The 22,006-nt window shown below is 69.3% G+C and carries 17 protein-coding genes; 9 read left to right on the plus strand and 8 right to left on the minus strand.

The window, feature by feature from the left end:
- Positions 1-8 precede the first annotated feature (8 nt).
- From ACFPA8_RS08095 to ACFPA8_RS08105, 3 genes are all read left to right on the plus strand, one after another.
- On the plus strand, positions 9-1,085 hold the full coding sequence (locus ACFPA8_RS08095; protein ID WP_386444415.1) for a thiamine ABC transporter substrate-binding protein: 1,077 nt from the start codon (positions 9-11) through the stop codon (positions 1,083-1,085).
- A 107-nt stretch (positions 1,086-1,192) separates the two neighbouring features.
- Entirely contained in the window at positions 1,193-2,818 is a 1,626-nt protein-coding gene (locus tag ACFPA8_RS08100) for an ABC transporter permease (RefSeq protein WP_386444731.1), read from the plus strand.
- A complete protein-coding gene (locus ACFPA8_RS08105; RefSeq protein WP_386444418.1) occupies positions 2,818-3,846 on the plus strand; it encodes an ABC transporter ATP-binding protein in 1,029 nt (342 codons plus the stop codon). The genes ACFPA8_RS08100 and ACFPA8_RS08105 overlap by 1 nt, the downstream gene beginning before the upstream one ends.
- A gap of 29 nt (positions 3,847-3,875) precedes the next feature.
- On the opposite strand, the gene ACFPA8_RS08110 is transcribed toward ACFPA8_RS08105, so the two are convergent.
- The 5 genes from ACFPA8_RS08110 to ACFPA8_RS08130 all read right to left on the minus strand — a co-directional run bounded on the left by ACFPA8_RS08110 (position 3,876) and on the right by ACFPA8_RS08130 (position 10,756).
- A complete protein-coding gene (locus tag ACFPA8_RS08110; protein WP_386444421.1) occupies positions 3,876-4,988 on the minus strand; it encodes an LOG family protein in 1,113 nt (370 codons plus the stop codon).
- Between the two features lie 99 nt (positions 4,989-5,087).
- Entirely contained in the window at positions 5,088-6,359 is a 1,272-nt protein-coding gene (locus ACFPA8_RS08115; protein ID WP_386444424.1) for a hypothetical protein, read from the minus strand.
- Positions 6,341-7,201 (minus strand): ABC transporter ATP-binding protein, encoded by an 861-nt coding sequence (locus ACFPA8_RS08120; protein WP_386444427.1) that lies wholly within the window; start codon positions 7,199-7,201, stop codon positions 6,341-6,343. Before ACFPA8_RS08120 ends, ACFPA8_RS08115 begins: the two co-directional genes overlap by 19 nt.
- 223 nt (positions 7,202-7,424) lie before the next feature.
- Positions 7,425-9,074, minus strand: a complete 1,650-nt coding sequence (locus ACFPA8_RS08125; RefSeq protein WP_386444429.1) for a thiamine pyrophosphate-binding protein — start codon at positions 9,072-9,074, stop codon at positions 7,425-7,427.
- Between the two features lie 164 nt (positions 9,075-9,238).
- Complete coding sequence (locus ACFPA8_RS08130; RefSeq protein WP_386444432.1) at positions 9,239-10,756, minus strand: sodium:solute symporter family protein; 1,518 nt, start codon at positions 10,754-10,756, stop codon at positions 9,239-9,241.
- A gap of 169 nt (positions 10,757-10,925) precedes the next feature.
- On the opposite strand from ACFPA8_RS08130, the gene ACFPA8_RS08135 reads away from it, so the two are divergent.
- Positions 10,926-12,530 carry a PucR family transcriptional regulator gene (locus tag ACFPA8_RS08135; RefSeq protein ID WP_386444435.1) on the plus strand — a complete coding sequence of 535 codons (1,605 nt, stop codon included), beginning with the start codon at positions 10,926-10,928 and terminating at the stop codon, positions 12,528-12,530.
- Positions 12,531-12,587: 57 nt separating this feature from the next.
- Here the strand turns inward: ACFPA8_RS08135 and ACFPA8_RS08140 are convergent, their stop codons facing one another.
- A complete protein-coding gene (locus ACFPA8_RS08140) occupies positions 12,588-13,949 on the minus strand; it encodes an aspartate aminotransferase family protein (protein WP_386444437.1) in 1,362 nt (453 codons plus the stop codon).
- 2 nt (positions 13,950-13,951) lie between these two features.
- Positions 13,952-14,440, minus strand: coding sequence for an Lrp/AsnC family transcriptional regulator (locus ACFPA8_RS08145; protein WP_386444440.1), 489 nt, complete (start codon positions 14,438-14,440; stop codon positions 13,952-13,954).
- Between the two features lie 171 nt (positions 14,441-14,611).
- On the opposite strand from ACFPA8_RS08145, the gene ACFPA8_RS08150 reads away from it, so the two are divergent.
- Together ACFPA8_RS08150 and ACFPA8_RS08155 are read left to right on the plus strand one after the other, a co-directional pair.
- Entirely contained in the window at positions 14,612-16,045 is a 1,434-nt protein-coding gene (locus ACFPA8_RS08150; RefSeq protein WP_386444443.1) for a gamma-aminobutyraldehyde dehydrogenase, read from the plus strand.
- A 316-nt stretch (positions 16,046-16,361) separates the two neighbouring features.
- Positions 16,362-16,748 (plus strand): zinc ribbon domain-containing protein, encoded by a 387-nt coding sequence (locus ACFPA8_RS08155; RefSeq protein WP_386444446.1) that lies wholly within the window; start codon positions 16,362-16,364, stop codon positions 16,746-16,748.
- A gap of 152 nt (positions 16,749-16,900) precedes the next feature.
- On the opposite strand, the gene ACFPA8_RS08160 is transcribed toward ACFPA8_RS08155, so the two are convergent.
- Positions 16,901-17,929 (minus strand): adenosine deaminase, encoded by a 1,029-nt coding sequence (locus ACFPA8_RS08160; RefSeq protein WP_386444734.1) that lies wholly within the window; start codon positions 17,927-17,929, stop codon positions 16,901-16,903.
- A 101-nt stretch (positions 17,930-18,030) separates the two neighbouring features.
- On the opposite strand from ACFPA8_RS08160, the gene ACFPA8_RS08165 reads away from it, so the two are divergent.
- The 3 genes from ACFPA8_RS08165 to ACFPA8_RS08175 all read left to right on the plus strand — a co-directional run bounded on the left by ACFPA8_RS08165 (position 18,031) and on the right by ACFPA8_RS08175 (position 22,005).
- Positions 18,031-18,945, plus strand: a complete 915-nt coding sequence (locus tag ACFPA8_RS08165) for a DUF4190 domain-containing protein (RefSeq protein WP_386444448.1) — start codon at positions 18,031-18,033, stop codon at positions 18,943-18,945.
- Between the two features lie 134 nt (positions 18,946-19,079).
- Positions 19,080-20,594 (plus strand): gamma-aminobutyraldehyde dehydrogenase, encoded by a 1,515-nt coding sequence (locus ACFPA8_RS08170; RefSeq protein ID WP_386444451.1) that lies wholly within the window; start codon positions 19,080-19,082, stop codon positions 20,592-20,594.
- 157 nt (positions 20,595-20,751) lie between these two features.
- Positions 20,752-22,005, plus strand: a complete 1,254-nt coding sequence (locus tag ACFPA8_RS08175; protein WP_386444454.1) for a polyamine ABC transporter substrate-binding protein — start codon at positions 20,752-20,754, stop codon at positions 22,003-22,005.
- Position 22,006: the final 1 nt, after the last annotated feature.

Here is a 22,006-nt window from a genome sequence, read left to right on the forward strand (position 1 = left end):
ATGAGCCGATGAGCACGCACGCCCTGCGCACAACTGCCGCCGTGACCGCCTTGATCGCCCTCGCGGGCACCTCGACTGCCTGCAGCAGTTCCGACTCGGGCGGCGAGGACAGCAAGACCGTCACTCTCGTCACGCATGACTCGTTCGCGGCTTCGAAGTCCGTGCTGAAGGATTTCACCGATCGGACCGGCTACCGCGTCAAGGTCCTCCGAGGCGGGGACGCCGGTGCCGCCGTGAACCAGACGGTCCTCAACAAGGGGAATCCGCAAGGAGACGTCTTCTTCGGGGTCGACAACACCCTCCTCTCCCGGCCCCTCGACAAGGGCGTCTTCGAGCCGTACGAGGCCGAAGGACTCGGGAAGGTCCCCCGCGAACTCCAACTCGACCGGGGCAAGCACCGGGTCACTCCCGTCGACTCCGGTGAGATCTGCGTCAACTACGACCGGGGGTACTTCGAGAAGCGCAAGCTGGACCCGCCTGAGAGTCTGGCCGATCTCGCAGAGCCCGAGTACAAGGACCTGCTGGTCACTTCCAACGCCGCAACGTCCTCACCGGGCCTGGGTTTTCTGCTGGCCACCGTCGACGAGTACGGCGACGGCTGGCAGGGCTACTGGAAGAAGCTGAAGGCCAACGGTGTCGAGGTCGTCGACGGCTGGGAGCAGGCGTACAACGACCGGTTCAGCGGATCGAACGGCGGAAAGGGCAAGGGCGACCGGCCTCTTGTCGTCTCCTACGCTTCCAGTCCGCCCGCAGAGGTCATGGGGAAGAAGCCGCTGCCGGCACAGGCGCCCACCGGGATCGCCGAGAAGACCTGCTTCCGGCAGACGGAGTTCGCGGGTCTCTTGGCAGGAGCGCGCAATTCCAAGGGCGGCAAGGCGCTGCTGGACTTCATGCTGAGCAAGACCTTCCAGGAGGATCTGCCACTGCAGATGTTCGTCAACCCGGTCCGGAAGGACGCCGAGTTGCCGGAGCTGTTCACGAAGTACGGGGTGTCCGTCGACGACGCGGCGACCATGGCGCCGTCGAAGATCGCCGAACACCGCGAACAGTGGGTCAAGGCGTGGACGTCTCTCGTCGTGAAGTAACTCCGGCCGAGAACCGCAGGGACAGCGCGACTGCCGGAGCGGAGCAGCACGCAGAGCACCGGATCCGGCTGCGTCGTCGCCTCCGCAGTGCGCTGCCGGTCTCCCTGATGGTGGTGCCCGTCGCCTTCTTCGGCCTGCTGTTCGCCTATCCCGTGGCTGCGATCGTCGGCCGGGGCCTGCGGGCGTCCGGGCAGTGGCATCTCGACCGGCTCGGACATGTGCTGACCGACCCCGGCGTGCTGGACGTGCTGTGGTTCACGGTGTGGCAGGCAGCGGCATCCACTGTCTGTACGCTCGCGCTCGCCCTGCCCGGGGCGTACGTCTTCGCGCGGCTCGACTTCCCCGGAAAGCAGTTGCTGCGCGCTGTCGTGACGGTGCCGTTCGTGCTGCCGACGGTGGTGGTCGGCTCGGCCTTCCTCGCCCTGCTGGGACGGGGCGGTGCACTGGACGAGTGGTTCGGCGTGCGGCTGGACACCAGCGTGTGGGCGATTCTCCTCGCCCACGTCTTCATCAACTACGCGGTCGTCATCCGGACGGTGGGCGGTCTGTGGTCGCAGCTCGATCCACGGCAGGAGGAGGCAGCCCGTGTGCTGGGCGCGGGCCGTCTCGCCGCATGGGTCCGTGTGACCCTCCCCGCGTTGGCACCGTCGATCGCGGCGGCGGCACTGATCGTCTTCCTCTTCACCTTCACCTCCTTCGGCGTGATCCAGGTACTGGGCGGACCGCGATACGCGACTCTGGAGGTCGAGATCTACCGGCAGACCGCGGCGCTGCTGGATCTGCCGACAGCAGCGGTGCTCACGCTGCTGCAGTTCGCGGCTGTCACCGCGCTGCTCGCCGCGCACGCCAGGACCGTACGCAAGAGGCGCGCGTCGCTGAGCATGGTGCCTGCGACCCAGACGGCACGGCGTCCGCAGAGCGGCGGTCAGTGGGCGCTGCTGGTGGCGGTCCTGACAGTGGTCGCACTGCTGGTGCTCGTGCCTCTCGGCATCCTGGTGGAACGCTCGCTCGACGGCCCTGACGGCTACGGACTGCAGCACTTTCGCGCGCTCGGGTCCGTTTCCAGCAGCGGCACGTTCACCGTTGCCCCGGCCGCTGCGATCGGCAACTCTCTGGCGTACGCGGCTGTCGCCACACTGATCGCTCTGTTCGTCGGCGGACTCGCCGCCGCAGCGCTGACTCTGCGCGGCGCAGGCCGTACGACGGAGCGGCTGGTACGGGGTTTCGACTCCATGCTGATGCTGCCGCTCGGCACCTCCGCCGTCACCGTCGGTTTCGGCTTCCTCATCGCCCTCGACGAACCGCCTCTGGACCTGAGGGCGTCCTGGATCATCGTTCCGCTCGCGCAGTCACTGGTAGCGATCCCTTTCGTCGTACGCACGACGCTGCCGGTGCTGCGTGCAGTCGACGCGCGGCTGCGCGAGGCGGCTGCTGTGCTGGGCGCCTCGCCGATCCGCGCATGGCGCGAGGTGGACCTTCCCCTCGTGCGCCGGGCCGTGCTCGTGGCTGCAGGTTTCGCCTTCGCCGTCTCGCTCGGAGAGTTCGGTGCGACGGTCTTCATCGCACGGCCCGACGCCCCCACGCTTCCCGTCGCCGTCGCACGTTTCCTCGGCCGGGCGGGAGAGGTCAACTACGGGCAGGCGATGGCCATGAGCACCATTCTGATGCTGGTCTGCACGTGCACTCTGCTGGCGCTGGAGCGCATACGTACCGACCGTTCGGGAGAGTTCTGATGCTGCGACTGGACGGTGTGACTGTCAGCTTCGGCGGTGTGCGAGCGCTGGACGCGGTGGACCTTGAGGTCGCCGACCACGAGACGGTGTGCGTTCTGGGACCCAGTGGCAGCGGCAAGTCGACGCTGCTGCGCGTCGTCGCCGGCCTGCAGGAGCCCGACGAGGGCCGGATACGGCTCTCGGGGCAGGACCAGACACTTGTTCCGCCGCACAAGCGCGGGGTCGGCCTGATGTTCCAGGACCACCAGTTGTTCCCTCAGCGCGATGTCGGAGGCAACGTCGCATTCGGCCTGCGGATGCGGCGCGCATCGAGGCCGGAGACCGCGGAGCGTGTCGCCGAACTGCTCAGCATGGTCGGACTTCCCGGCGCACAGAGGCGCGCGGTCGCCACTCTTTCCGGTGGGGAACAACAGCGCGTCGCCCTCGCTCGTGCTCTCGCTCCGCAGCCTGACCTGCTGATGCTGGACGAGCCCCTCGGCCAGCTCGACCGCGGACTGCGCGAGCGGCTGGTCGTCGAACTGCGCGCGCTGTTCAGCCGGTTGGGCAGCACAGTTCTCGCCGTCACGCACGACCAGGGTGAAGCCTTCGTCCTGGCGGACCGGGTGGTGGTGATGAACGAGGGACGCGTCGCACAGTCAGGGACACCTCTGGAGGTCTGGCAGCAGCCGGCCTCGGAGTTCGTCGCCCGCTTTCTCGGATTCGACAATGTCGTCGACGCGACAGTGCATGGCGACACCGCAGGCACACCTTGGGGCAAGCTCCCTGTGCCGGACGGCACTCCCGCAGGTGCGTGCAAGCTGCTCGTACGTCCGACCGGGGTGCGGATGACCGCGGTCGAGGACGGGTTGCCCTGCACGGTCGAGGCCCGCACCTTCCGCGGTGGCGACGCAGCAGCCGTGACACTGCTGCTGCAGCCTCGCCGGGGGCCTCGTCTTGAAGCATCCTGCGCGCTGCGGGAGGCACCGGAGGCAGGGGTGTCGGTGGGCGTCGCCTTCGACGAGCAGGAAGTGGTCCGGATAGGTGGCTGATTGATCGGTGCCGGGCTCGGGGAACGGCGTCAGCCGGTCTCCTTAGTGTCCCCGCCGGACAGTCGGGCCAGTGTCGCCGGCACTTCCTCGACGTCGTCGACCAGGGCGATGCAGGACGCCATCGGCCGCTCGTGCGCCAGCGACTGCAGCAGAGGCCAGCAGGGCAGCTTGCGGGTCCAGTGCTCCTCGTCGACCAGCACCATCGGGGTGGGAGCACCACGCGACTGGTAGTAGTTGGGCGTCGCGTTGTCGAAGATCTCCTGAACCGTCCCCGCCGCACCCGGAAGGAACACGACACCCGCGTTGGACCGCGCCAGCAGCCCGTCCTCGCGGACTGCGTTGACGAAGTACTTCGCGATGTGCTGGGCGAACGCGTTGGGCGGTTCGTGTCCGTAGAACCATGTCGGGATGCCGACCGACGTGCCGCCAGCGGGCCAGCCCTCCCGCACAGCGAATGCCGCGCGTGCCCACGTGCCCACCGACTCCTCGAAGGACGGCGCGGCCGAAAGCATCTCCAGTGCCTTCTCCAGCATGCCGTCATCGAAATCCGCGGCGTAGGCACCCAGGTTCGCCGCCTCCATCGCTCCCGGGCCGCCTCCCGTGGCGACAGTGAGACCGTCGCGGGCGAGCGCACGGCCGAGGCGCGCCGCGCCTGCGTACGCATCGGTGCCGCGCGCGAGTCTGTGCCCTCCCATGACGCCGACGACCCGGGCACCCACGAGGTGTTCGTCCAGCGCATCGGAGATGGCGTCGTCGTGCACGGCGCGGAGCATCGAGGAGAAGACGTCCCCGTCGTTCTTCGTCCGCTGGAACCAGGCGTACGAGCGGGCGTCCGGTGTCTGGTGGTACCCCTGCCGCAGTCCGGAGAAGAGCTCCTCCGGGGAGTACAGACGTCCCCGGTAGGGGTTGAACGGCATCTGCGGTACGGGCGGGAAGACGAGGCCTCCCTTCTCCTGCACGCTGACGACTGCCTCGGAGGACATCGCACAGCCGAGAAACACCGCACCGTCGGACTCTGCGGAGATCAGTTCAGCCGTACGTTCGCGCAGATCGACGGACTGCACGCGCCAGCCGCTGAGGCAGCCCGTCGCCTCGACGACGTCGTCGAACTCTTCGAGGCTCTCTATCTCGTGGTCGAGCATTCAGTCAGGGTAGGTGCTCGGCAGCGGTGCGGACTCAGGACTGCGGAAAGGAGCCGGGACCGCCGAACGGACCGGCGGCCCCGTCCTGTTCAGCAGCACTCACGACATCAGAGGCAGAGCGGCGAGCTGTCCCACGGCCCAGGTGAGCGAGCCCAGTACGACTGCCAGCACGCACAGTCGAAGGGCGACCGCTCCCCGCAGTACACGCCGGGGCGCGCCGAGCCGGACGAGGGCGGCGTTGGCCGAGGAGCGGAAGGCGCGTGATTCGGCTGCGGCAGTCAGCGCGCTGGCAGTCACACAGAACACCACGAGGGCCGTACCGAGAATCGTCAGCGGTCCGAGGAGACGCGCCCCGTCCTCCGGAGTCCTGGCGTACAGCTCGCCCGCAGCCAGCGCGCCCGCGGCGACAGCGCACAGGACGCCCAGGGGCCGGCCGAGTCGCCCGGCTTCCCGTTGCAGAACACGGCCGGACAGCAGTCGCACGGCGCCGGGCCGGCCCACGGCCAGAAGACGCCCGCACAGTTGAGTGAGGCCGGGGCCGGCGAGCACCAGTCCCACCGCGGTCAGCATCCAGCCGCCCAGCACACCCGGTGCGCTGTTGGAGAGGACGCTCGACAGGGGCAGCGGCTTGGGGGACCGGCTCGCGTACGTCTCCATGGCCAGTCCCGCGGCGATCAGCGCAGTGCCCCACGGCAGGGTGGCTGTCGCCGGAAGCGGGCCGTGCACTGTGCGGAACGCCGGCCCGTCACGGTCGGCTGCCGCCCCGGCCGGGGTCAGCGCCTCGGTGCCGCCGTCGGCTCCGCCTGCGCCGGCAGAGGCTGTCACGCTGCCCCCGCCCGGGGCGGCAGCCACTGCAGGAGTCATGCGCGGACGTGTCGCCAGCGCCGCAGCGCCCCCGGCCACCAGCGGCGGCAGCCCCAGCAGCACGAGGGTCGCTGCGACGGGCAACGGCTGTTCGGCCGCCAGGAGCCCCACCGCGGCGCCGTCGAACGGCAGGGCGGCCAATTGGCCGCGCAGATGCAGGTAGACGACCAGTGCGATGCCACTGCCCAGCAGTGCGGACATCACGGTCGAAAGAGCGGCGAGCAGGTGGATGCGGGCGGGACCGACCCCTGCGACGTCCAGCGCGGACCTCGATCGCGATCCGGGCTCCGTACGCGCGACCGCCGCGGCGAACTGCACGGCTGCTGCGAGCGGTACGGAGCACCAGACGAGCCTCACCAGAGAAGTGCCGGAATCCTGCGGATGAGCAAGGGCATGGCTCAGCGCGGCCAGCAGGAGGAAGGCCACGACTGCCGTCGCACAGGCAACGAGCAGGCGCCGCAGCAGCGTGAGGGGGGAACCCCCGCGGACTAGACGGAGAGCGAGCACGCGGCACCCTTGGAGTCTTCGCCGTCCGAGTTGCTGTCGCCGGAGGCCATGCCGTCCGCGCCGCCGTCCTCGTCCGTTCCGTCGGGGGCTTCACGGCCAGGGCCGGGGGAGACCAGACCGTTGAGCCGTCCGTCGACCAGTGTGAGGTTGCGGTCGACGAGCGTCGGTCCTGCCGCGTCCGCTGCAGACGGGTCGTCGGAGGTGACCTTCGGCAGCATCACTGCAGGGTCGTGCGTGGTCAGCACGACGGTGATGTTGTGCGATCGTGCGGCAGTCGTGAGGGTGCGCAGCACCTGTGCCCGCTCCACCTGGTGCAGCGGTGCCGTGGGCTCGTCGGCGAAGACGATCGCCGGTGCCGGGGCGAGTGCGCGGGCGATGGCGACGCGCTGCCGCTCGGACTGCAGGAGGGCGGAGGGGCGCTTTCGTGCACAGTCCCCGACGTCCAGTCTGTCGAGCCATTCGACGGCGGCCTTGCGGGCGGCACGGTGGCCGACGCCGCCCAGCAGCAGTGGCATCGCGGCGTTCTCCCAGGCGGTCAGCTCCGGGATCAGCTGCGGCTCGCTGCCGACCCATCCGAAGCGGTCCCGGCGCAGTCGTTCACGGGCACTTCGGCTGAGCGTGTGCATCGGCACGCTGTTGAACCAGATCTCCCCGGAGTGGGGCGTCAGTTGACCGGAGAGGCAGCTGAGCAGTGTCGACTTGCCACTGCCCCGTGGTCCGGTGACGGAGACGATCTCGCCTGCCTGAACGCCGATGGAGACGCCTTGCAGGGCGGGAGAGCCGCCGTACGAGTAGTGCAGTCCGCGTGCCCAGAGCACGTCGTTGTCCGGCGGTGCTGCCACCGAGGGCACCTCCACTCATGCTGGTCCCTGCCGGTCCCTGGGTCCTCTGGACGGGTGAACGAAGGCCCGGGACATCGGTCACAGGCACCGTAAGGAGAGCCGGGCACGCATCCGGCGCCATCCGGCGGGGCACGGCCCAGATTCCTCCGAACGGGCCCGCAGACGGCCCCATGGCCCGGACGGGACGCACACCGGGTGCCTGCGGGCACGTGACGCGGCGCTGTCAGGGCTGTTCGGACAGATGGGTCGGGGCGAACATCCTCAGCACTGCGGGGAGTACGACCACCGACGGCCCCGGCGCGGCCAGTGCCTTCGACAGGTCGGCGCGGAGCCGGTCGGGCGAGGTGCGTACCGCCGGGACTCCGAAGGATTCCGCCAAGGCCACGAAGTCGGGCCGGACCAGGTCGGTGCCGACTGTTTCGCCGAAGGCGTCCGTCATGTACTCGCGGAGGATGCCGTAGCCGCCGTCGTCGACGATCAGCCAGGTCACGGGGAGTTCGTGCTGGCGGGCAGCGGCCAGTTCGGCGAGGGAGTACATCGCGCCGCCGTCTCCCGACACGGCGAGCACCGGGGTGCTGCGCTCCGCGTCTGCGGCCGCGGCGCCCAGCGCGGCGGGAAAGCCGTATCCGAGACCGCCCGCGCCCTGGGCGGAGTGCATGGCTCCGGAGCGCGGGTCGAAGGCGGACCATGCCCAGTAGGTGAGGATCGTCATGTCCCAGAAGCTCGGGGAGCTGTCCGGGAGTGCGGCCCGTACGGACGTGAGGACGTCCTGTTCGAGTTCGAGGCCCTGTCCGTCGATGCGGGCCCGTACGCGCTCGAGCAGAGCGGAGACCTCGGCTGCCGCATCGCCCCGGGGCCGTGGGGTGACTGCCGCGACGAGTGCTTCGAGCGCCTGCCGTGCGTCGGCGTGGATGCCCAGCGCCGGATGGTTGGCCTCCAGTTTGCCCAGGTCGGCCTCGATGTGGATGACACGGCCGCGGGGGGCCAAGGTGTAGTAGTTGGACGAGAGTTCACCGAGTCCGGAACCGACGACCAGCAGCACGTCGGCGTCCGCGAGGAACTCGGTCGTGCAGCGGTCCTCCAGCCAGGACCCCAGTGACAGCCTGTGCTCGCAGGGGAAGGCGCCCTTCCCGCCGAAGGTGGTGGCCACGGGAGCGTCCAGCTGTTCCGCCAGGGCGAGGAGCTGCGGCTGCGCTCCGGCCCGTACGACACCTCCGCCCGCCAGCACTGCCGGACGGTTGGCCGAGTCGAGCAGTGCGGCTGCTGCCGCGGTGAGTTCAGGGCGTGCGTGCAGAGGCCGGGGGACGTACGTGCCGCTCTCGGCCAGGGCGTCGGGAGCCGGGACGTCGGTCGGTGAGAGCAGTACGTCCTGGGGAATCTCGACCCACACGGGTCCGGAGGGCGCTTCGAGGGCGCTGCACCAGGCAGCGGCCAGCGCGGACGGGATCTGGGAGGCCGCGCGGACTGTGTGGACGGACTTGACGACATCGCGGAACGACGCCTGCTGGTCACGGAGTTCGTGCAGGTAGCCCTTGCGTCCGCCGCCCAGGCCGGCGGCGGGGACCTGGCTGCTGATGCCCACCACCGGTGCGGAGGCCGCCGCCGACTCCTGCAGAGCGGCAAGCGACATCAGGGCCCCCGGGCCCGTGGAGACCAGCAGCGGTGTGGGACTGCCCGTCAGCCGGGCGTGTGCGTCGGCGGCGAAGCCCGCGTTGTTCTCCATCCGCAGACCCACATAGGAGAGGGCGGAGCGGCGGAGGGCGTCGAAGACACCCAGCGCGTGCTGGCCCGGCAGCCCGAAGACTGTGCCGGCACCGAGAGCGGAAAGAGACTCGGCGACGAGATCGCCCCCGGTGCGGACTGCTGTGGTCATGCTGCGGATGGCGCCTTTCGTCAGGGCCGGCCGTGGGCCGGGTGGTGTTCTTTCGGACTCGTCGCCACTCCGGCTGTCGCACTGCCGTGGAGTGGGCGCGTGGCACTGCCCGGCAGCGCCTACTGGCCGGCTGACTTCCGGACTCGGGCCGGGAACAAGCCGGTTCAGACTCCGGACGGGGCGTCCCGGCCCGTCGCGGGCTGTTCGCCCGCGAGCCGGGCGCGCCACGCGGCCAGTACCACCGGATCGGTCGGCCTGCTGAGCAGACTCACCACGAGGTGGGTGAGCAGGGAGGCCAACAGCCCATAGTAGATGGGCTCGTTGGCGAGGATGCCCTTCCAGGCCATCACCGCTACGACGGTCACACCCCCGACGACGGTGGCCGACAGTGCGCCGGTGGCGGTGCCGCGCTTCCAGACCAGTCCGCCCAGGATCGGCACCAACAGCCCGCCCACGAGCAGGTTGTAGGCGACAGTGAGCGCTTCGACCACGTCGTTCAGCGCGATCGAGATGACGACGACTGTCGCCCCCATGAGGAGGATGAAGACCCGGTTGCCGCGTATCTCGTCGTGTGTGTTTCCGGCTGTTCCTTCGCCGGCTCCGCCGGTCTCGTCGGCGGTCGATGGGTGCACAGCCGTGTCGGTCCGGGTCCCCTTGCGGTGAATTCGCGTCCAGATGTCGTTGTTGGCGACCGTCGCGCACGCGATCAGTGCTCCGGAGGAGGTGGACATCACCGCGGAGAGAGCTGCCGCCAGCACGAGTCCCTTGACCCCGATGGGCAGCGCGTCGCCGACGATGGTGGCGAAAGCCGCGTCAGGGCTGTCGAGCTTCGGGTAGAGCGCTTTGGTGGCCGTGCCGACAGCGGCGCCTGCGATCGCGTACACCAGGCAGTAGACCCCGGCGACGGCTCCGCCGTTGCGGGCCACCTTGTCGCTGCGGGCCGTGAAGACGCGCTGCCAGATGTCCTGGCCGATCAGCATGCCGAACGAGTAGACGAGCACGTAGGTGAAGACCGTCTGTACCCCGATGTTCATGGGCGAGAAGTAGTCGTCCGGCAGTTGTTCGCGCATGCCGTCGATGCCGCCGGCCTTGTAGACGGCGATGGGCAGCAGCAGAAGCAGGACGCCGACCGACTTCACGACGAACTGCGCCATGTCCGTCAGCGTGACCGACCACATGCCGCCGAGCGTCGAGTACGCCACCACGATGCCGCCGCCCAGGACGATCGCCAGCGACCTGTCCAGGCCGAAGATGACGTCGAAGATCGTCGCGTAGGCGATCGTCGAGGTGACCGCGAGCATGAGGGTGTACGCCCACATCACCATCCCGGAGATCACCGAGGACGAGTCCCCGTAGCGCAGGTCGAGCATCTGGCCGACTGTGTAGACCTTCAGCCTGGATATGCGCGCGGAGAAGAACAGGCTCAGTGCCAGCAGACCGAAACCGATCGTGAACACCAGCCACGCACCGGAGAGCCCGTACTCGTAGCCCAGCCCGACGCCGCCGATGGTGGAGGCTCCGCCGAGGACGATGGCGGCCATCGTGCCGGAGTAGAGGGAGGGGCCGAGCCGGCGTCCCGCGACGAGGAAGTCGCTCTTGGACTTGGCGCGGCGCATCCCCCACCAGCCGACCGCGAGCATGCCTGCGAGGTAGGTGATGATCACTGCGTAGTCGACGGCCATGGGGCGCTCCTCGAGCTGAGGGTGGGGAGAGGGATGAGGAGGGGGGAAGGGGACGGGCGGTGCGGAGGTTCGAGCGGTGAGCCTAAGTGCCGTCAAGGCGGCCGTGAAGTGTACGTTTTCTCCACTGAGCAGCTTCGGAGTGTATGAATCGTCCCTAGGGGTGCTCGCTGTGGAAGAGCTGATTCCGCCCACCGTGCCCGTCCCGCTGTCCGTGCTGACGGACGACCCGGAGCTCGGCATGCGGCAGGTCGCGGGGCCGGAGCACCCGGAGACGCTGGTGTACGCGGTGCACACCAGTGAGATGGCCGACCCGCTGCCGTATCTGCTGGGCGGCGAGCTGCTGTTGAGCGCGGGTGTGCACTGTCCGGCTGCTCCGGACAGCACGGCCGGCGTCGCCACGGACAGCGCCGTCGGCACTGGCGTGGACAGTGCGGCCGTTCCCGGACAGCGGGACGGAGACGGATCAGCGGAAGAGCACTGGAAGCGCTATGTCACCCGCTCCGTCGAAGCGGGGGCGGCGGCGCTCGGATTCGGCATCGCCCCCGTCCACGACCGGGTTCCCGCGGCGCTCGTACGCGCCTGCGACCGGCAGGGTCTGCCACTGGTCGAGGTGCCGGAGGGCACGCCGTTCACCGCGGTGGCCCGGACCGTCTGGCAGGCGATCACGCAGCGGCGTCACCAGGCACTGCGGCGGCTGAGCGAGGCACAGCGGACGCTCGCCGCAGCAGCTGCGGGGCCCAACCCCGTCCCCGCAGTGCTCGGTCAGCTCGCACAGCGGCTCGACGCGTGGGCAGTTCTGCTGACTGCCGACGGGCGCGAGCTGACCAGGGCGGGAAGCCCGCCGTCCGAGGAGGTCCGGTCCGAACTGGCCGCGCTGACCGGACGGCTGCGTCCCGGACCCTCATCCGTGGCCGCTGACGTCGGGGATCTGCACCTGAGCGTCTACGGCCTGGGGGGACGGAAGCCGCTCGCACTCGGGGTGTGCGCTCCGCACCGGGGCCCGGTCGACGGTTCCATCGCCGCGGTCGCCGTCGTACTGCTGTCACTGCTCACCGAACGGCGAGCCGTTGCCGTGGAGGAGCAGCGCTCAGCCGCTCTCGTACGGCTCATGCTGGGCGCCCCCGTGAAGGAGGCGGCTCGGCTGCTGAACGGAGGGCAGCAGCGGTGGGTGGTGGTGCACGGGCGTCGCCGGGGAGGCCGTGCGGGGCGTAGCCCTGCCGGCGACGGCAACTGCTCCGGCGACAGCGGACGCACGGACGACCCGTTCACCGCAGCCGCTCTCGCGGCGGCACTCGGCACCACCCTCGTCGACCTGGCGGGCGACGAACTGCGGGCACTGGTGCCCGCCGGTGACGGGCGGGTGCAGCCGCAGCAGGGCTGGGCGCTGGGCGTCAGCGCTCCCGTGCCCGTCGAGGAGCTGGGCCATGGCGACGCCGAGGCGGCCAGGGCGCTGCGCCGGGCGCTCGCCGAGCGGCGCCCAGTCGTGAGGCAGCGCGACGGGAACACCGCGGATGTGGCCTCGCTCGTCGCTCCGGAGGACGGCAGAGCACTGGCCCGTGCACGCCTCGCACCGCTCGACGGGCACCCGGAACTGGTGGAGACGCTGCGCATGTGGCTCTCCCTGCACGGCAGCTGGGACCGTACCGCGGTGGCTCTGGAGGTGCACCGCAACACTGTCCGGCAGCGCATGGCCCGCATCGGGCGGCTGCTCGGTCAGGACCTGACCGAGCAGGACGTCCGCATGGAGCTGTGGTTCGCCCTCAAGTGGCGTTGACCGGGCCGCTGTTCCGCTGAGCCGTCACCGGGTCGAACCGTGGTGTCGGCGGCGTGGTCAGAGCTTCGTCCAGGCCTCGGACAGCACCGACCGGAGGATCTGCTCCGCCTCGTCGAAGGTCTCCTGGTCGGAGATGAGCGGCGGCGCCAGCTGCACGACCGGGTCGCCGCGGTCGTCCGCACGGCAGTAGAGACCCGCGTCGAAGAGCGCCTTGGACAGGAAGCCGTAGAGGACGCGCTCCGACTCCTCCTCGGTGAAGGTCTCCTTGGTCGCCTTGTCCTTGACCAGTTCGATGCCGTAGAAGAACCCGTTGCCCCGTACGTCGCCGACGATCGGCAGATCCAGCAGCCTGCTCAGCGTCGCCCTGAACGCGTCCTCGTTGTCGAGGACGTGCTGGTTGAGGCCTTCGCGCTCGAAGATGTCGAGATTGGCCAGCGCGACCGCCGCCGAGACCGGGTGGCCGCCGAAGGTGTAGCCGTGCAGGAAGGTGTTGTCGCCCTTCCAGAACGGTTCGGCGATCCGGTCGGAGATGACGGCCGCGCCGATCGGCGAGTACCCCGAAGTCATGCCCTTGGCGCAGGTGATGATGTCCGGCACGTATCCGAACTTCTCGCAGGCGAACAGCGTCCCGAGACGTCCGAAGGCGCAGATGACCTCGTCGGAGACCAGCAGTACGTCGTACTGGTCGCAGATCTCGCGCACCCGCTGGAAGTAGCCGGGCGGCGGCGGGAAGCAGCCGCCGGCGTTCTGCACCGGCTCGAGGAAGACGGCGGCCACGGTCTCCGGCCCCTCGAAGAGGATCTGCTGCTCGATCTGGTCCGCTGCCCACCGGCCGAACGCCTCGGGGTCGTCGCCGTGTACGGGCGCGCGGTAGATGTTGGTGTTGGGCACCTTGTGCGCGCCGGGGACGAGCGGCTCGAACGGCGCCTTCAACGCGGGGAGTCCGGTGATGGACAGCGCTCCGTGCGGGGTGCCGTGGTAGGCGACCGTGCGGGAGATGACCTTGTACTTCCCGGGGTTCCCGGTGAGCTTGTGGAACTGCTTGGCGAGCTTCCACGCCGTCTCGACGGCCTCGCCGCCGCCCGTGGTGAAGAAGATCTTGTTCAGATCGCCCGGCGCGTGATGGGCGAGGCGCTCGGCGAGTTCGACCGCTTTGGGGTGGGCGTAGGACCAGATGGGGAAGAAACCAAGGTCCTGTGCCTGCTTGTTGGCCGCCTCGGCCAGTTCGGTGCGGCCGTGTCCGGCCTGGACGACGAACAGCCCGGCGAGACCGTCGAGGTAGCGCTTGCCGTTCGTGTCGTAGATGTGGGTGCCCTCGCCGCGGACGATGGTGGGGACGGGAGCGTTCTCGTACGACGACATGCGGGTGAAGTGCATCCACAGGTGGTCGTTTGCGGTCTTGGAGAGATCCTTGCTCACGGTTATCGAGTTCCCCAGGTGTAGGTCTGCTTTCGCAGCTTGAGGTAGACGAAGCTCTCGGTGGAGCGCACGCCGGGCAGCGAGCGGATCCGCTTGGTGATCATCTCGAGAAGGTGTTCGTCGTCCTGGCAGACGATCTCGACGAGCAGGTCGAACGAACCGGCGGTGATGACGACGTAGTCGACTTCATCGATCTCGGTGAGGGCGTCGGCTACGGACTCGAGGTCGCCTTCGATGTTGATCCCGACCATCGCCTGCCGCAGGAAACCGACGGTGAGAGGATCGGTCACGGCGACGATCTGCATGACACCCTGGTCCTGGAGTTTCTGGACCCTCTGCCGCACGGCGGCCTCTGACAGGCCCACGGCCTTGCCGATCGCGGCATACGGACGTCGCCCGTCCTCCTGGAGCTGTTCGATGATCGCCAGCGAAACATCGTCGAGCGAGCGGATGCCGTTGGTCTTCTTCGCGTCTCGAGCCACGCACGACACTGTGCATGAGACCTCCTCCGCTTTGCAACCCATAAGCAATGCAATCCGAAGCGAAAGAGCCTCACAAGAACAGAATTCGTCGTACCCGGTGTGGTGGTGTATCGAAAGCGTTGTGCTGCTGGTTAGGCTTGCCATCTCACCCAATGGACAACGGAGCAGGAGGGGTGCGAAGTGACCACCGAGCTGCGTCGGCTGCGCAACTACATCGACGGGGAGTTCCGGGACGCCGCTGACGGCCGGACCACGGACGTGGTCAATCCGGCCACGGGCGAGGTGTACGCCACCGCCCCGCTTTCCGCGGCCGCTGACGTCGACGCCGCGATGGCCGCCGCGGAGAAGGCGTTTCCGGCCTGGCGTGACGCGACGCCGGCGACGCGCCAGAAGGCGATCCTCAAGATTGCGGACGCACTCGAGGCGCGTGCCGACGAACTGCTGGCCGCCGAGTGCGAGAACTGCGGCAAGCCGCTGGAGCTGACCCGGCAGGAGGAACTGCCGATGATGCTCGACCAGATCCGCTTCTTCGCCGGTGCCGCACGGATGCTGGAGGGCAAGTCCGCCGGCGAGTACATGGAGGGGCTCACCTCGTTCGTACGCCGCGAACCGGTCGGCGTCTGCGCCCAGGTCGCGCCGTGGAACTATCCGGCGATGATGGCGGTCTGGAAGTTCGCGCCGGCGCTGGCCGCGGGCAACACCGTCGTGCTCAAGCCGTCGGACACGACGCCCGCCTCCACCGTCTTCATGGCCGAGGTGATGGGCGAGGTGCTGCCCAAGGGCGTCTTCAACGTCATCTGCGGTGACCGGGACACCGGGCGCCTCATGGTCGAGCACAAGACCCCCGCCATGGCCTCGATCACCGGTTCGGTGCGTGCCGGCATGGAGGTCGCGGGCGGCGCCGCCAAGGACGTCAAGCGGGTCCACCTCGAGTTGGGCGGCAAGGCGCCCTGCATCGTCTTCGACGACGCCGACATCGCGAGCGCCGTCGAGGGCATCCGGGACGGCGGCTTCTTCAACGCCGGGCAGGACTGCACCGCGGCGACGCGCGTGCTCGTACAGGAAGGCGTGTACGAGCAGTTCGTCTCGGCGCTCGCCAAGGCCGCCGCCGACGTGAAGACCGGCGACCTCAGCGACGACGACTGCTTCTACGGGCCGCTGAACAACCCGACCCACCTGGAGAAGGTGACGGGCTTCATCGACCGCCTCCCCGCCCACGCCAAGGTCGAGTCGGGGGGCGAACGCGTCGGCGACAAGGGGTACTTCTACGCGCCGACCGTCGTCTCCGGACTCCGCCAGGACGACGAGATCATCCAGAACGAGGTCTTCGGGCCGGTCATCACGGTCCAGAAGTTCACGGACGAGGACCAGGCCGTGACGTGGGCCAACGACGTGGAGTACGCGCTGGCCTCGTCCGTGTGGACGACCAACCACGGGCGTGCGATGCGGCTTTCGAAGTCGCTCGACTTCGGCTGCGTGTGGATCAACACCCACATCCCGCTCGTCGCGGAGATGCCGCACGGCGGATTCAAGAAGTCCGGGTACGGCAAGGACCTCTCGATGTACGGGCTGGAGGACTACACGCGCGTCAAGCACGTGATGACGGCTCTCTGACGCCCGCTGCCGCAGCGGGACGGGCCGCCTGAAGGTCCGGGACGCCTGAACGTCGTGGGCCCCGGGGACGCAGCCGCGCTCCGGGGCCCACGCGCACGTCCGGGGAGGCCGGCCACGTCGGAGTCCGGACGCCGCCGGGCCGCCGGGCCCGCGTGCTGTCGCAGCACCAGGGGCCGCTGCCGGACTCGTGCGCGGAAGCGGAACGAGGGGCTCTGCCCGGTTGGGGCCGTCTCGTTACACCGTTCGCTTGACGGGTGCTATGTGCCTGGTGGTTGGCTACGAAGGACACGTGTAGGCACTCGGAAACGGAGCCCCCGTGCTGATCTTCGGCACTTCCTCAAAGATGGTTCAGCTCGCCATGCTGAATCTGCTGTGCAGCTTCTGCGGCAACCCTTCGGCTCACTCCTTGCGCAAGCGGGTCACGAAGTTCTCGCTGTTCTTCATTCCGCTGTTCCCGATCATGCCTGCGAAGCACTATCTGCAGTGCACGTTCTGCGGTGCCGCGAGCGAGACGACCAAGGAGAACGCGGACCAGCTCGTCGCCCAGGGCGGCGGCCAGCCGCAGCCCCAGCAGGGCTACGGACAGATGCCGCAGCAGGGCAATCCCTTCGCGGGGCAGCAGCCCTACGGCGGGCAGGCCCCGGGGCAGGTACAGGGCGGTCCCCAGGCCGGGCAGCCGCCGCAGAATCCGTACCAGTCCTGATCAGCCCGGGGCGGCGCGGACACGACGGGGCCGAGTGCGGAGCCGTCACCGGTCCCGTCCCGTCGTGATGCTCACCGGCGGACGCGCTGTGCACGGACGTTGTGCACGGACGTACTCCCGCGCATCGCGGAGCAGGCGGCAGGCGCGTGCCGTTACGCCTGCCGCTGCCACGAGGTGAGGTAGGCGTCGATCTCGTCCTCGAGCTCGGCCTTGCCCGGCTTGTCCATGAACGACGCCCGTACCGCGTTCCTGGCCAGCGCGGCGATGCCCGCGGCGTCGAGGCTCAGCAGCCGGGCGGCGATGGCGTACTCGGTGTTGAGGTCCGTGCTGAACATGGGCGGATCGTCGCTGTTGACGGTGACCAGGACGCCGGCCTCGACCATCTCCCGTAGGGGATGTGCCTCCAGGTCGTCCACTGCGCGGGTGGCGACGTTGGAGGTGGGGCAGACCTCGAGCGGGATCTGGTGCTCCGCGAGGTGATGCAGGAGCTGCGGGTCCTGTACGGCGCTCGTGCCGTGGCCGATCCGCTCGGCGCGCAGCGACCCGAGTGCGTCCCAGACGGTCTCCGGCCCGGTCGTCTCGCCTGCGTGGGGCACGCTGTGCAGCCCCGAGGCGATGGCCCGGTCGAAATACGGCTTGAACTGCGGGCGCGGGACGCCGATCTCGGGGCCGCCCAGCCCGAAGGCGATCAGCCCGTCGGGCGGCGTCCCGGTGGCTATGCGCGTGGTCTCCTCCGCTGCGGGGAGCCCTGCCTCGCCGGGGATGTCGAAGATCCAGCGGAGTACGACCCCGAGTTCCCGCTCCGCTGCGTGCCGTGCGTCCTCGATGGCCTCCAGGAAGGCGGCGGCGGGGATTCCGCGGCTGGTGGAGCTGAACGGGGTGACGGTCAGCTCGGCGTAGCGGACCTGCTGCCGTGCCAGGTCGCGGGCAACCTCGTAGGTCAGGAGCCGTACGTCCTCGGCGTCGCGCAGCAGGTCGACGACGGAGAGATAGACCTCGATGAAGTGCGCGAAGTCCGTGAAGGTGAAGAACTCCCTCAACGCTGCGGGGTCCCGGGGGACCTGGGAGTCGGGGTGCCTGGCGGCGAGCTCGGCGACGATGCGCGGAGAGGCCGAGCCGACGTGGTGCACGTGCAGTTCGGCCTTGGGCAGCCCGGCGATGAAAGCGGTGAGGTCGGACAACGAGAGCCTCCAGTCGGAAGGGAGCCGGATCATCGTATGCGGGCTGTCCTCACGGGCGAATAGCATGCGCTGAGGGACGAGAAACCCCAGGAGGGGAACACATGGCAGACGAAACCGGACAGGCAGGGCGGTCCGGCGACGGGCAGCACGATCCGTGGGCGCCTCCTGACGACGGGGTCTCGCTCGGCAAGACCGGCAGGTCCGGGAAGGGGGAGGGAACCGGCGACGGGGCGCAGCGGCAGGGCGAACAGCAGGGCCCCGGCGGCCAGGGCCGGCAGCACTGGCCGGTCGCCGAGCAGCCGACGATCACGTCGAACAGCGGCGCGGTCCCCCCTCCTCCGGTGCCCCCGGCTCCGGGACCGGCGGCGCAGCCGGGCCCGGGCGGCCGGGCGGGCGGCCCCCCTTCCCCTTACGGGGCGTCGTCGCCGTACGGGGCGGGTCCCGGGCACGGGCCTGGTCCGTCCGGTCCGCATGCGGGCCCGGCGCAGGGGCCGCACGGCGGATACGGCTACGCGCAGGGGCAGGGCCAGCCGTACGGTCAGGCGCCCGGAGCCGCCTACGGCTACCCGACCCCGGCGTCCTCGCCCTACGGGTACGGCCCGGGGCCCGGCCAGGTCCCCGCGGGGTACGGCTGGCAGGGCGCTCCGCTGCCCAACGGCAGGTCGGTCGGGGCGATGGTCCTCGGCATCATCAGCATGGTCGTGGTCGCGACCTGCTGGGGCAGCTTCGTCAGCATCATCACGTCGCCCATCGCGCTGGGCCTCGGCCTTTCGGCGCGCCGGGGCGTCGACCGCGGCGAGTTGGGCGGACGGGCTCAGGCAGTCGCCGGGTTCGTGATGGGGATCATCGGGACGGTGCTCTCAGCGATCATCATCGCGATCATCGTGCTGATGTTCACGGTCTTCCGGGAGGACCTGGAGAACTCCGATCCGCAGCCGGGCTCGGACGGTACGTCCATCGATGCGAGACACATGGTGACGCTGGTGGCGGACAGCGCTGCGGATAGTAGGGCTTAAGTTCGTACCGGTTGCCGATTCCGTGGCTTAACCAAATGGCAACGACGGAATCACTTGTTGAATCAGAGTCGTCCTGTCAGGATCGGCGTTCAAACATTGGCTGACGCCGCATCGCCATAGGCAGGGAGAGCTCGATGGTCCAGCGCTTCGACGTGTCCTCACGCTTCGCAGCGGGCGTGCAGTTCACCGCGGGGCAGTTCCGGACGGGGAACTCCGGGCGTACGCACGCGATCGTCGACCCCGCGACCGGCAAGGAGGTCCTCGGCTACGAACTGGCGGGACCGGCCGACGTCGACGAGGCGGTCGAGGCGGCCCACCGCGCTTGGCCTGAATGGGCCGGCGCGACACCGGGCGAGCGTTCCGACGCGATGCACCGCTGGGCTGCCGTACTCCGGGAGCGCACGGAGGACTTCGTGTACGCGGAGTCGCTCCAGTGCGGCAAGCCGCTGAAGCTCTCCGAGGAGTTCGACGTACCCGGCTCGTTCGACAACGTGTCCTTCTTCGCGGGCGCCGCGCGGCAGCTTCCGGGCGTCGCGGCCGGCGAGTACAGCGGTGACCACACGTCGTACGTGCGCCGCGAACCGCTCGGAGTCATCGGTTCCGTCGCGCCCTGGAACTACCCGCTCCAGATGGCCGCGTGGAAGATCCTCCCGGCCGTCGCCGCCGGCAACACCATCGTCCTCAAGCCCTCCGAACTGACCCCGCTGACCTCGCTGATGTTCGCCGAGGCGGCATGCGACGCCGGCATCCCGGACGGTGTGATCAACATCGTCACCGGCGCCGGAGCGGACGTGGGGGAGACCCTGGTGTCCCACCCCCGCGTCGCCATGACGTCCTTCACCGGTTCCACAGCCGTGGGCAGGCGGGTCGCGGAGCTCGCCACCGGCAGCGTCAAGCGGCTCCATCTGGAGCTGGGCGGCAAGGCGCCGTTCGTCGTCTTCGACGACGCGGACGTGCGCGCCGCCGTGCACGGGGCCGTCGCCGGAGCGTTGATCAACTCGGGGCAGGACTGCACAGCGGCGACGCGCGCCTACGTGCAGCGCCCGCTGTACGAGGAGTTCGTCGGCGGTGTCGCGGAGCTCATGCGCAGCGTCCGTGTCGGCGACCCCTTCGCGCCCGGGACCGACCTGGGCCCGCTGATCTCGCACGCGCACCGCGACCGGGTCGCCGGTTTCGTGGAGCGGGCGCGCTCCTGCGCCACGGTCGTCACGGGCGGCGAGGCTCCCGGCGGCGAGCTGGCGAAGGGTGCGTACTACCTGCCCACCCTGATCACGGACGCGCCGCAGGACAGCGAGATCGTCCAGCAGGAGGTCTTCGGGCCGGTGCTGACCGTGCTGCCCTTCGACGGTGACGACGAGGGCATCGCACTGGCCAACGACACCCCGTACGGACTGGCCGCCTCCGCGTGGAGCCGGGACGTCCTCCGTACGGGCCGAGCAGAACGCGAGATCCAGGCGGGCTGTGTCTGGATCAACGACCACATCCCGATCATCAGCGAGATGCCGCACGGCGGCCACAAGGCCTCCGGTTTCGGCAAGGACATGTCCGCGTATTCCTTCGAGGAGTACACGCAGCTCAAGCACGTCATGTACGACATCACCGGTGAGGCGCGCAAGGACTGGCACCGCACCGTCTTCGGAGACCGCTGAGTCCGGCGGTCCGCCTGCCGCCCCGCCCGCTTTCCCCGCTCTGCCTGCTCGACGCGCACGACCGCACTGCCACCGCACCGCCAGCCCAGTCCGACCGTCCCACCGCTCTGACGAACCGCACCTCCTTCCCTGTCCCTTCGCCGGAAGGCAGCCCCCGATGGACCTGGACCCGCAGCTGTACGAAGGCCTGCCCGACCCTGTGCGCAAGGCGTGGGAGCGGAGCATGACGAGTGGACGCGCCGCGATGAGCCGTCGGCGCCTCCTCCGGCTGGGCACCCTGGCCGCGGGCGGTGCGGCGCTCACCGCATGCGGCATTCCGCCCGCGGAGGGCAGCCGCGGTGGGAACGACCCCGAGGACACGCCCGACTACTCGAAGAAGGAGAAGGTCCTCAACTTCGCCAACTGGCCGCTCTACATCGACGTCGACGAGAAGAACAAGAAGAAGCGCCCCACGCTGGACCGTTTCGAGCGGCAGAGCGGCATCAAGGTCAAGTACGTCGAGGACATCAACGACAACAACGAGTTCTACGGCAAGATCAAGCCGCAGCTCGCCGCGGGCCAGGACACCGGACGTGACTTGATCTGCCTGACCGACTGGATGGCGGGACGTGTCATACGGCAGGGCTGGGCCCAGCGCCTGGACCCGGCCCGGCTGCCCCACGCGGTGGCCAACCTGGAGGACCGTTTCCGTACGGCCGCGCAGGACCCGGGCCGGCAGTACAGCTACCCGTGGGCCGGTACGGCCTGTGTGGTCGCGTACAACAAGAAGGCCACAGGCGGAAAGAAGGTCACCAGCGTCACCCAGCTTCTCGAGGACGAGTCGCTGAAGGGCAAGGTGTCCATGCTCAGCGAGATGACCGACACGGTCGGGCTGACGATGCTCGACACCGGCATCGACCCGGGGAAGTTCACGGACGACGACTTCGACAAGGTCATCGCCCGCATGCAGAAGGCCGTCGACGGCAAGCAGCTCCGGCGCTTCAGCGGCAACGACTACCTGGACGAACTGAACTCCGGCGACATCGCCGCCTGTCTGGCCTGGGCCGGCGACATCGTCCAGCTGAAGCTGGACAACCCCGACATCGAGTTCGCGCTGCCCGAGAGCGGCTACCTCTTCGGCACGGACGACCTGCTCGTCCCCGCGAAGGCACGTCACCAGGCCAACGCCGAGGCCCTGATCGATTACTACTACCAGCCGAAGGTGGCCGCCGAGCTGGCCGCCTGGGTCAACTACATCTGTCCGGTCTCCGGGGCCAAGGCCGAGATGGAGAAGATCGACAAGGACATCGCCTCGGACCCGCTGATCTTCCCGGACGCCGAGATGGTCGAGCGAGGGAAGAACTTCCGGCCCATGTCGGCCGGCGAACACGCCCGCTACGAGAACAAGTTCGCCAAGCTCATAGGCGCCTAGG

It is taken from the genome of Streptomyces ovatisporus, assembly GCF_042653885.1.
Lineage (GTDB): Bacteria > Actinomycetota > Actinomycetes > Streptomycetales > Streptomycetaceae > Streptomyces > Streptomyces ovatisporus.

Bases quoted from the DNA above. Each gene is read 5' to 3' on its own strand.
- ACFPA8_RS08095 (WP_386444415.1), top strand. From the start codon at position 9: ATGAGCACGCACGCCCTGCGCACAACTGCCGCCGTGACCGCCTTGATC.
- ACFPA8_RS08100 (WP_386444731.1), top strand. From the start codon at position 1,193: ATGGTGGTGCCCGTCGCCTTCTTCGGCCTGCTGTTCGCCTATCCCGTG.
- ACFPA8_RS08105 (WP_386444418.1), top strand. From the start codon at position 2,818: ATGCTGCGACTGGACGGTGTGACTGTCAGCTTCGGCGGTGTGCGAGCG.
- ACFPA8_RS08110 (WP_386444421.1), bottom strand. From the start codon at position 4,988: ATGCTCGACCACGAGATAGAGAGCCTCGAAGAGTTCGACGACGTCGTC.
- ACFPA8_RS08125 (WP_386444429.1), bottom strand. From the start codon at position 9,074: ATGACCACAGCAGTCCGCACCGGGGGCGATCTCGTCGCCGAGTCTCTT.
- ACFPA8_RS08130 (WP_386444432.1), bottom strand. From the start codon at position 10,756: ATGGCCGTCGACTACGCAGTGATCATCACCTACCTCGCAGGCATGCTC.
- ACFPA8_RS08165 (WP_386444448.1), top strand. From the start codon at position 18,031: ATGGCAGACGAAACCGGACAGGCAGGGCGGTCCGGCGACGGGCAGCAC.
- ACFPA8_RS08170 (WP_386444451.1), top strand. From the start codon at position 19,080: ATGGTCCAGCGCTTCGACGTGTCCTCACGCTTCGCAGCGGGCGTGCAG.
- ACFPA8_RS08175 (WP_386444454.1), top strand. From the start codon at position 20,752: ATGGACCTGGACCCGCAGCTGTACGAAGGCCTGCCCGACCCTGTGCGC.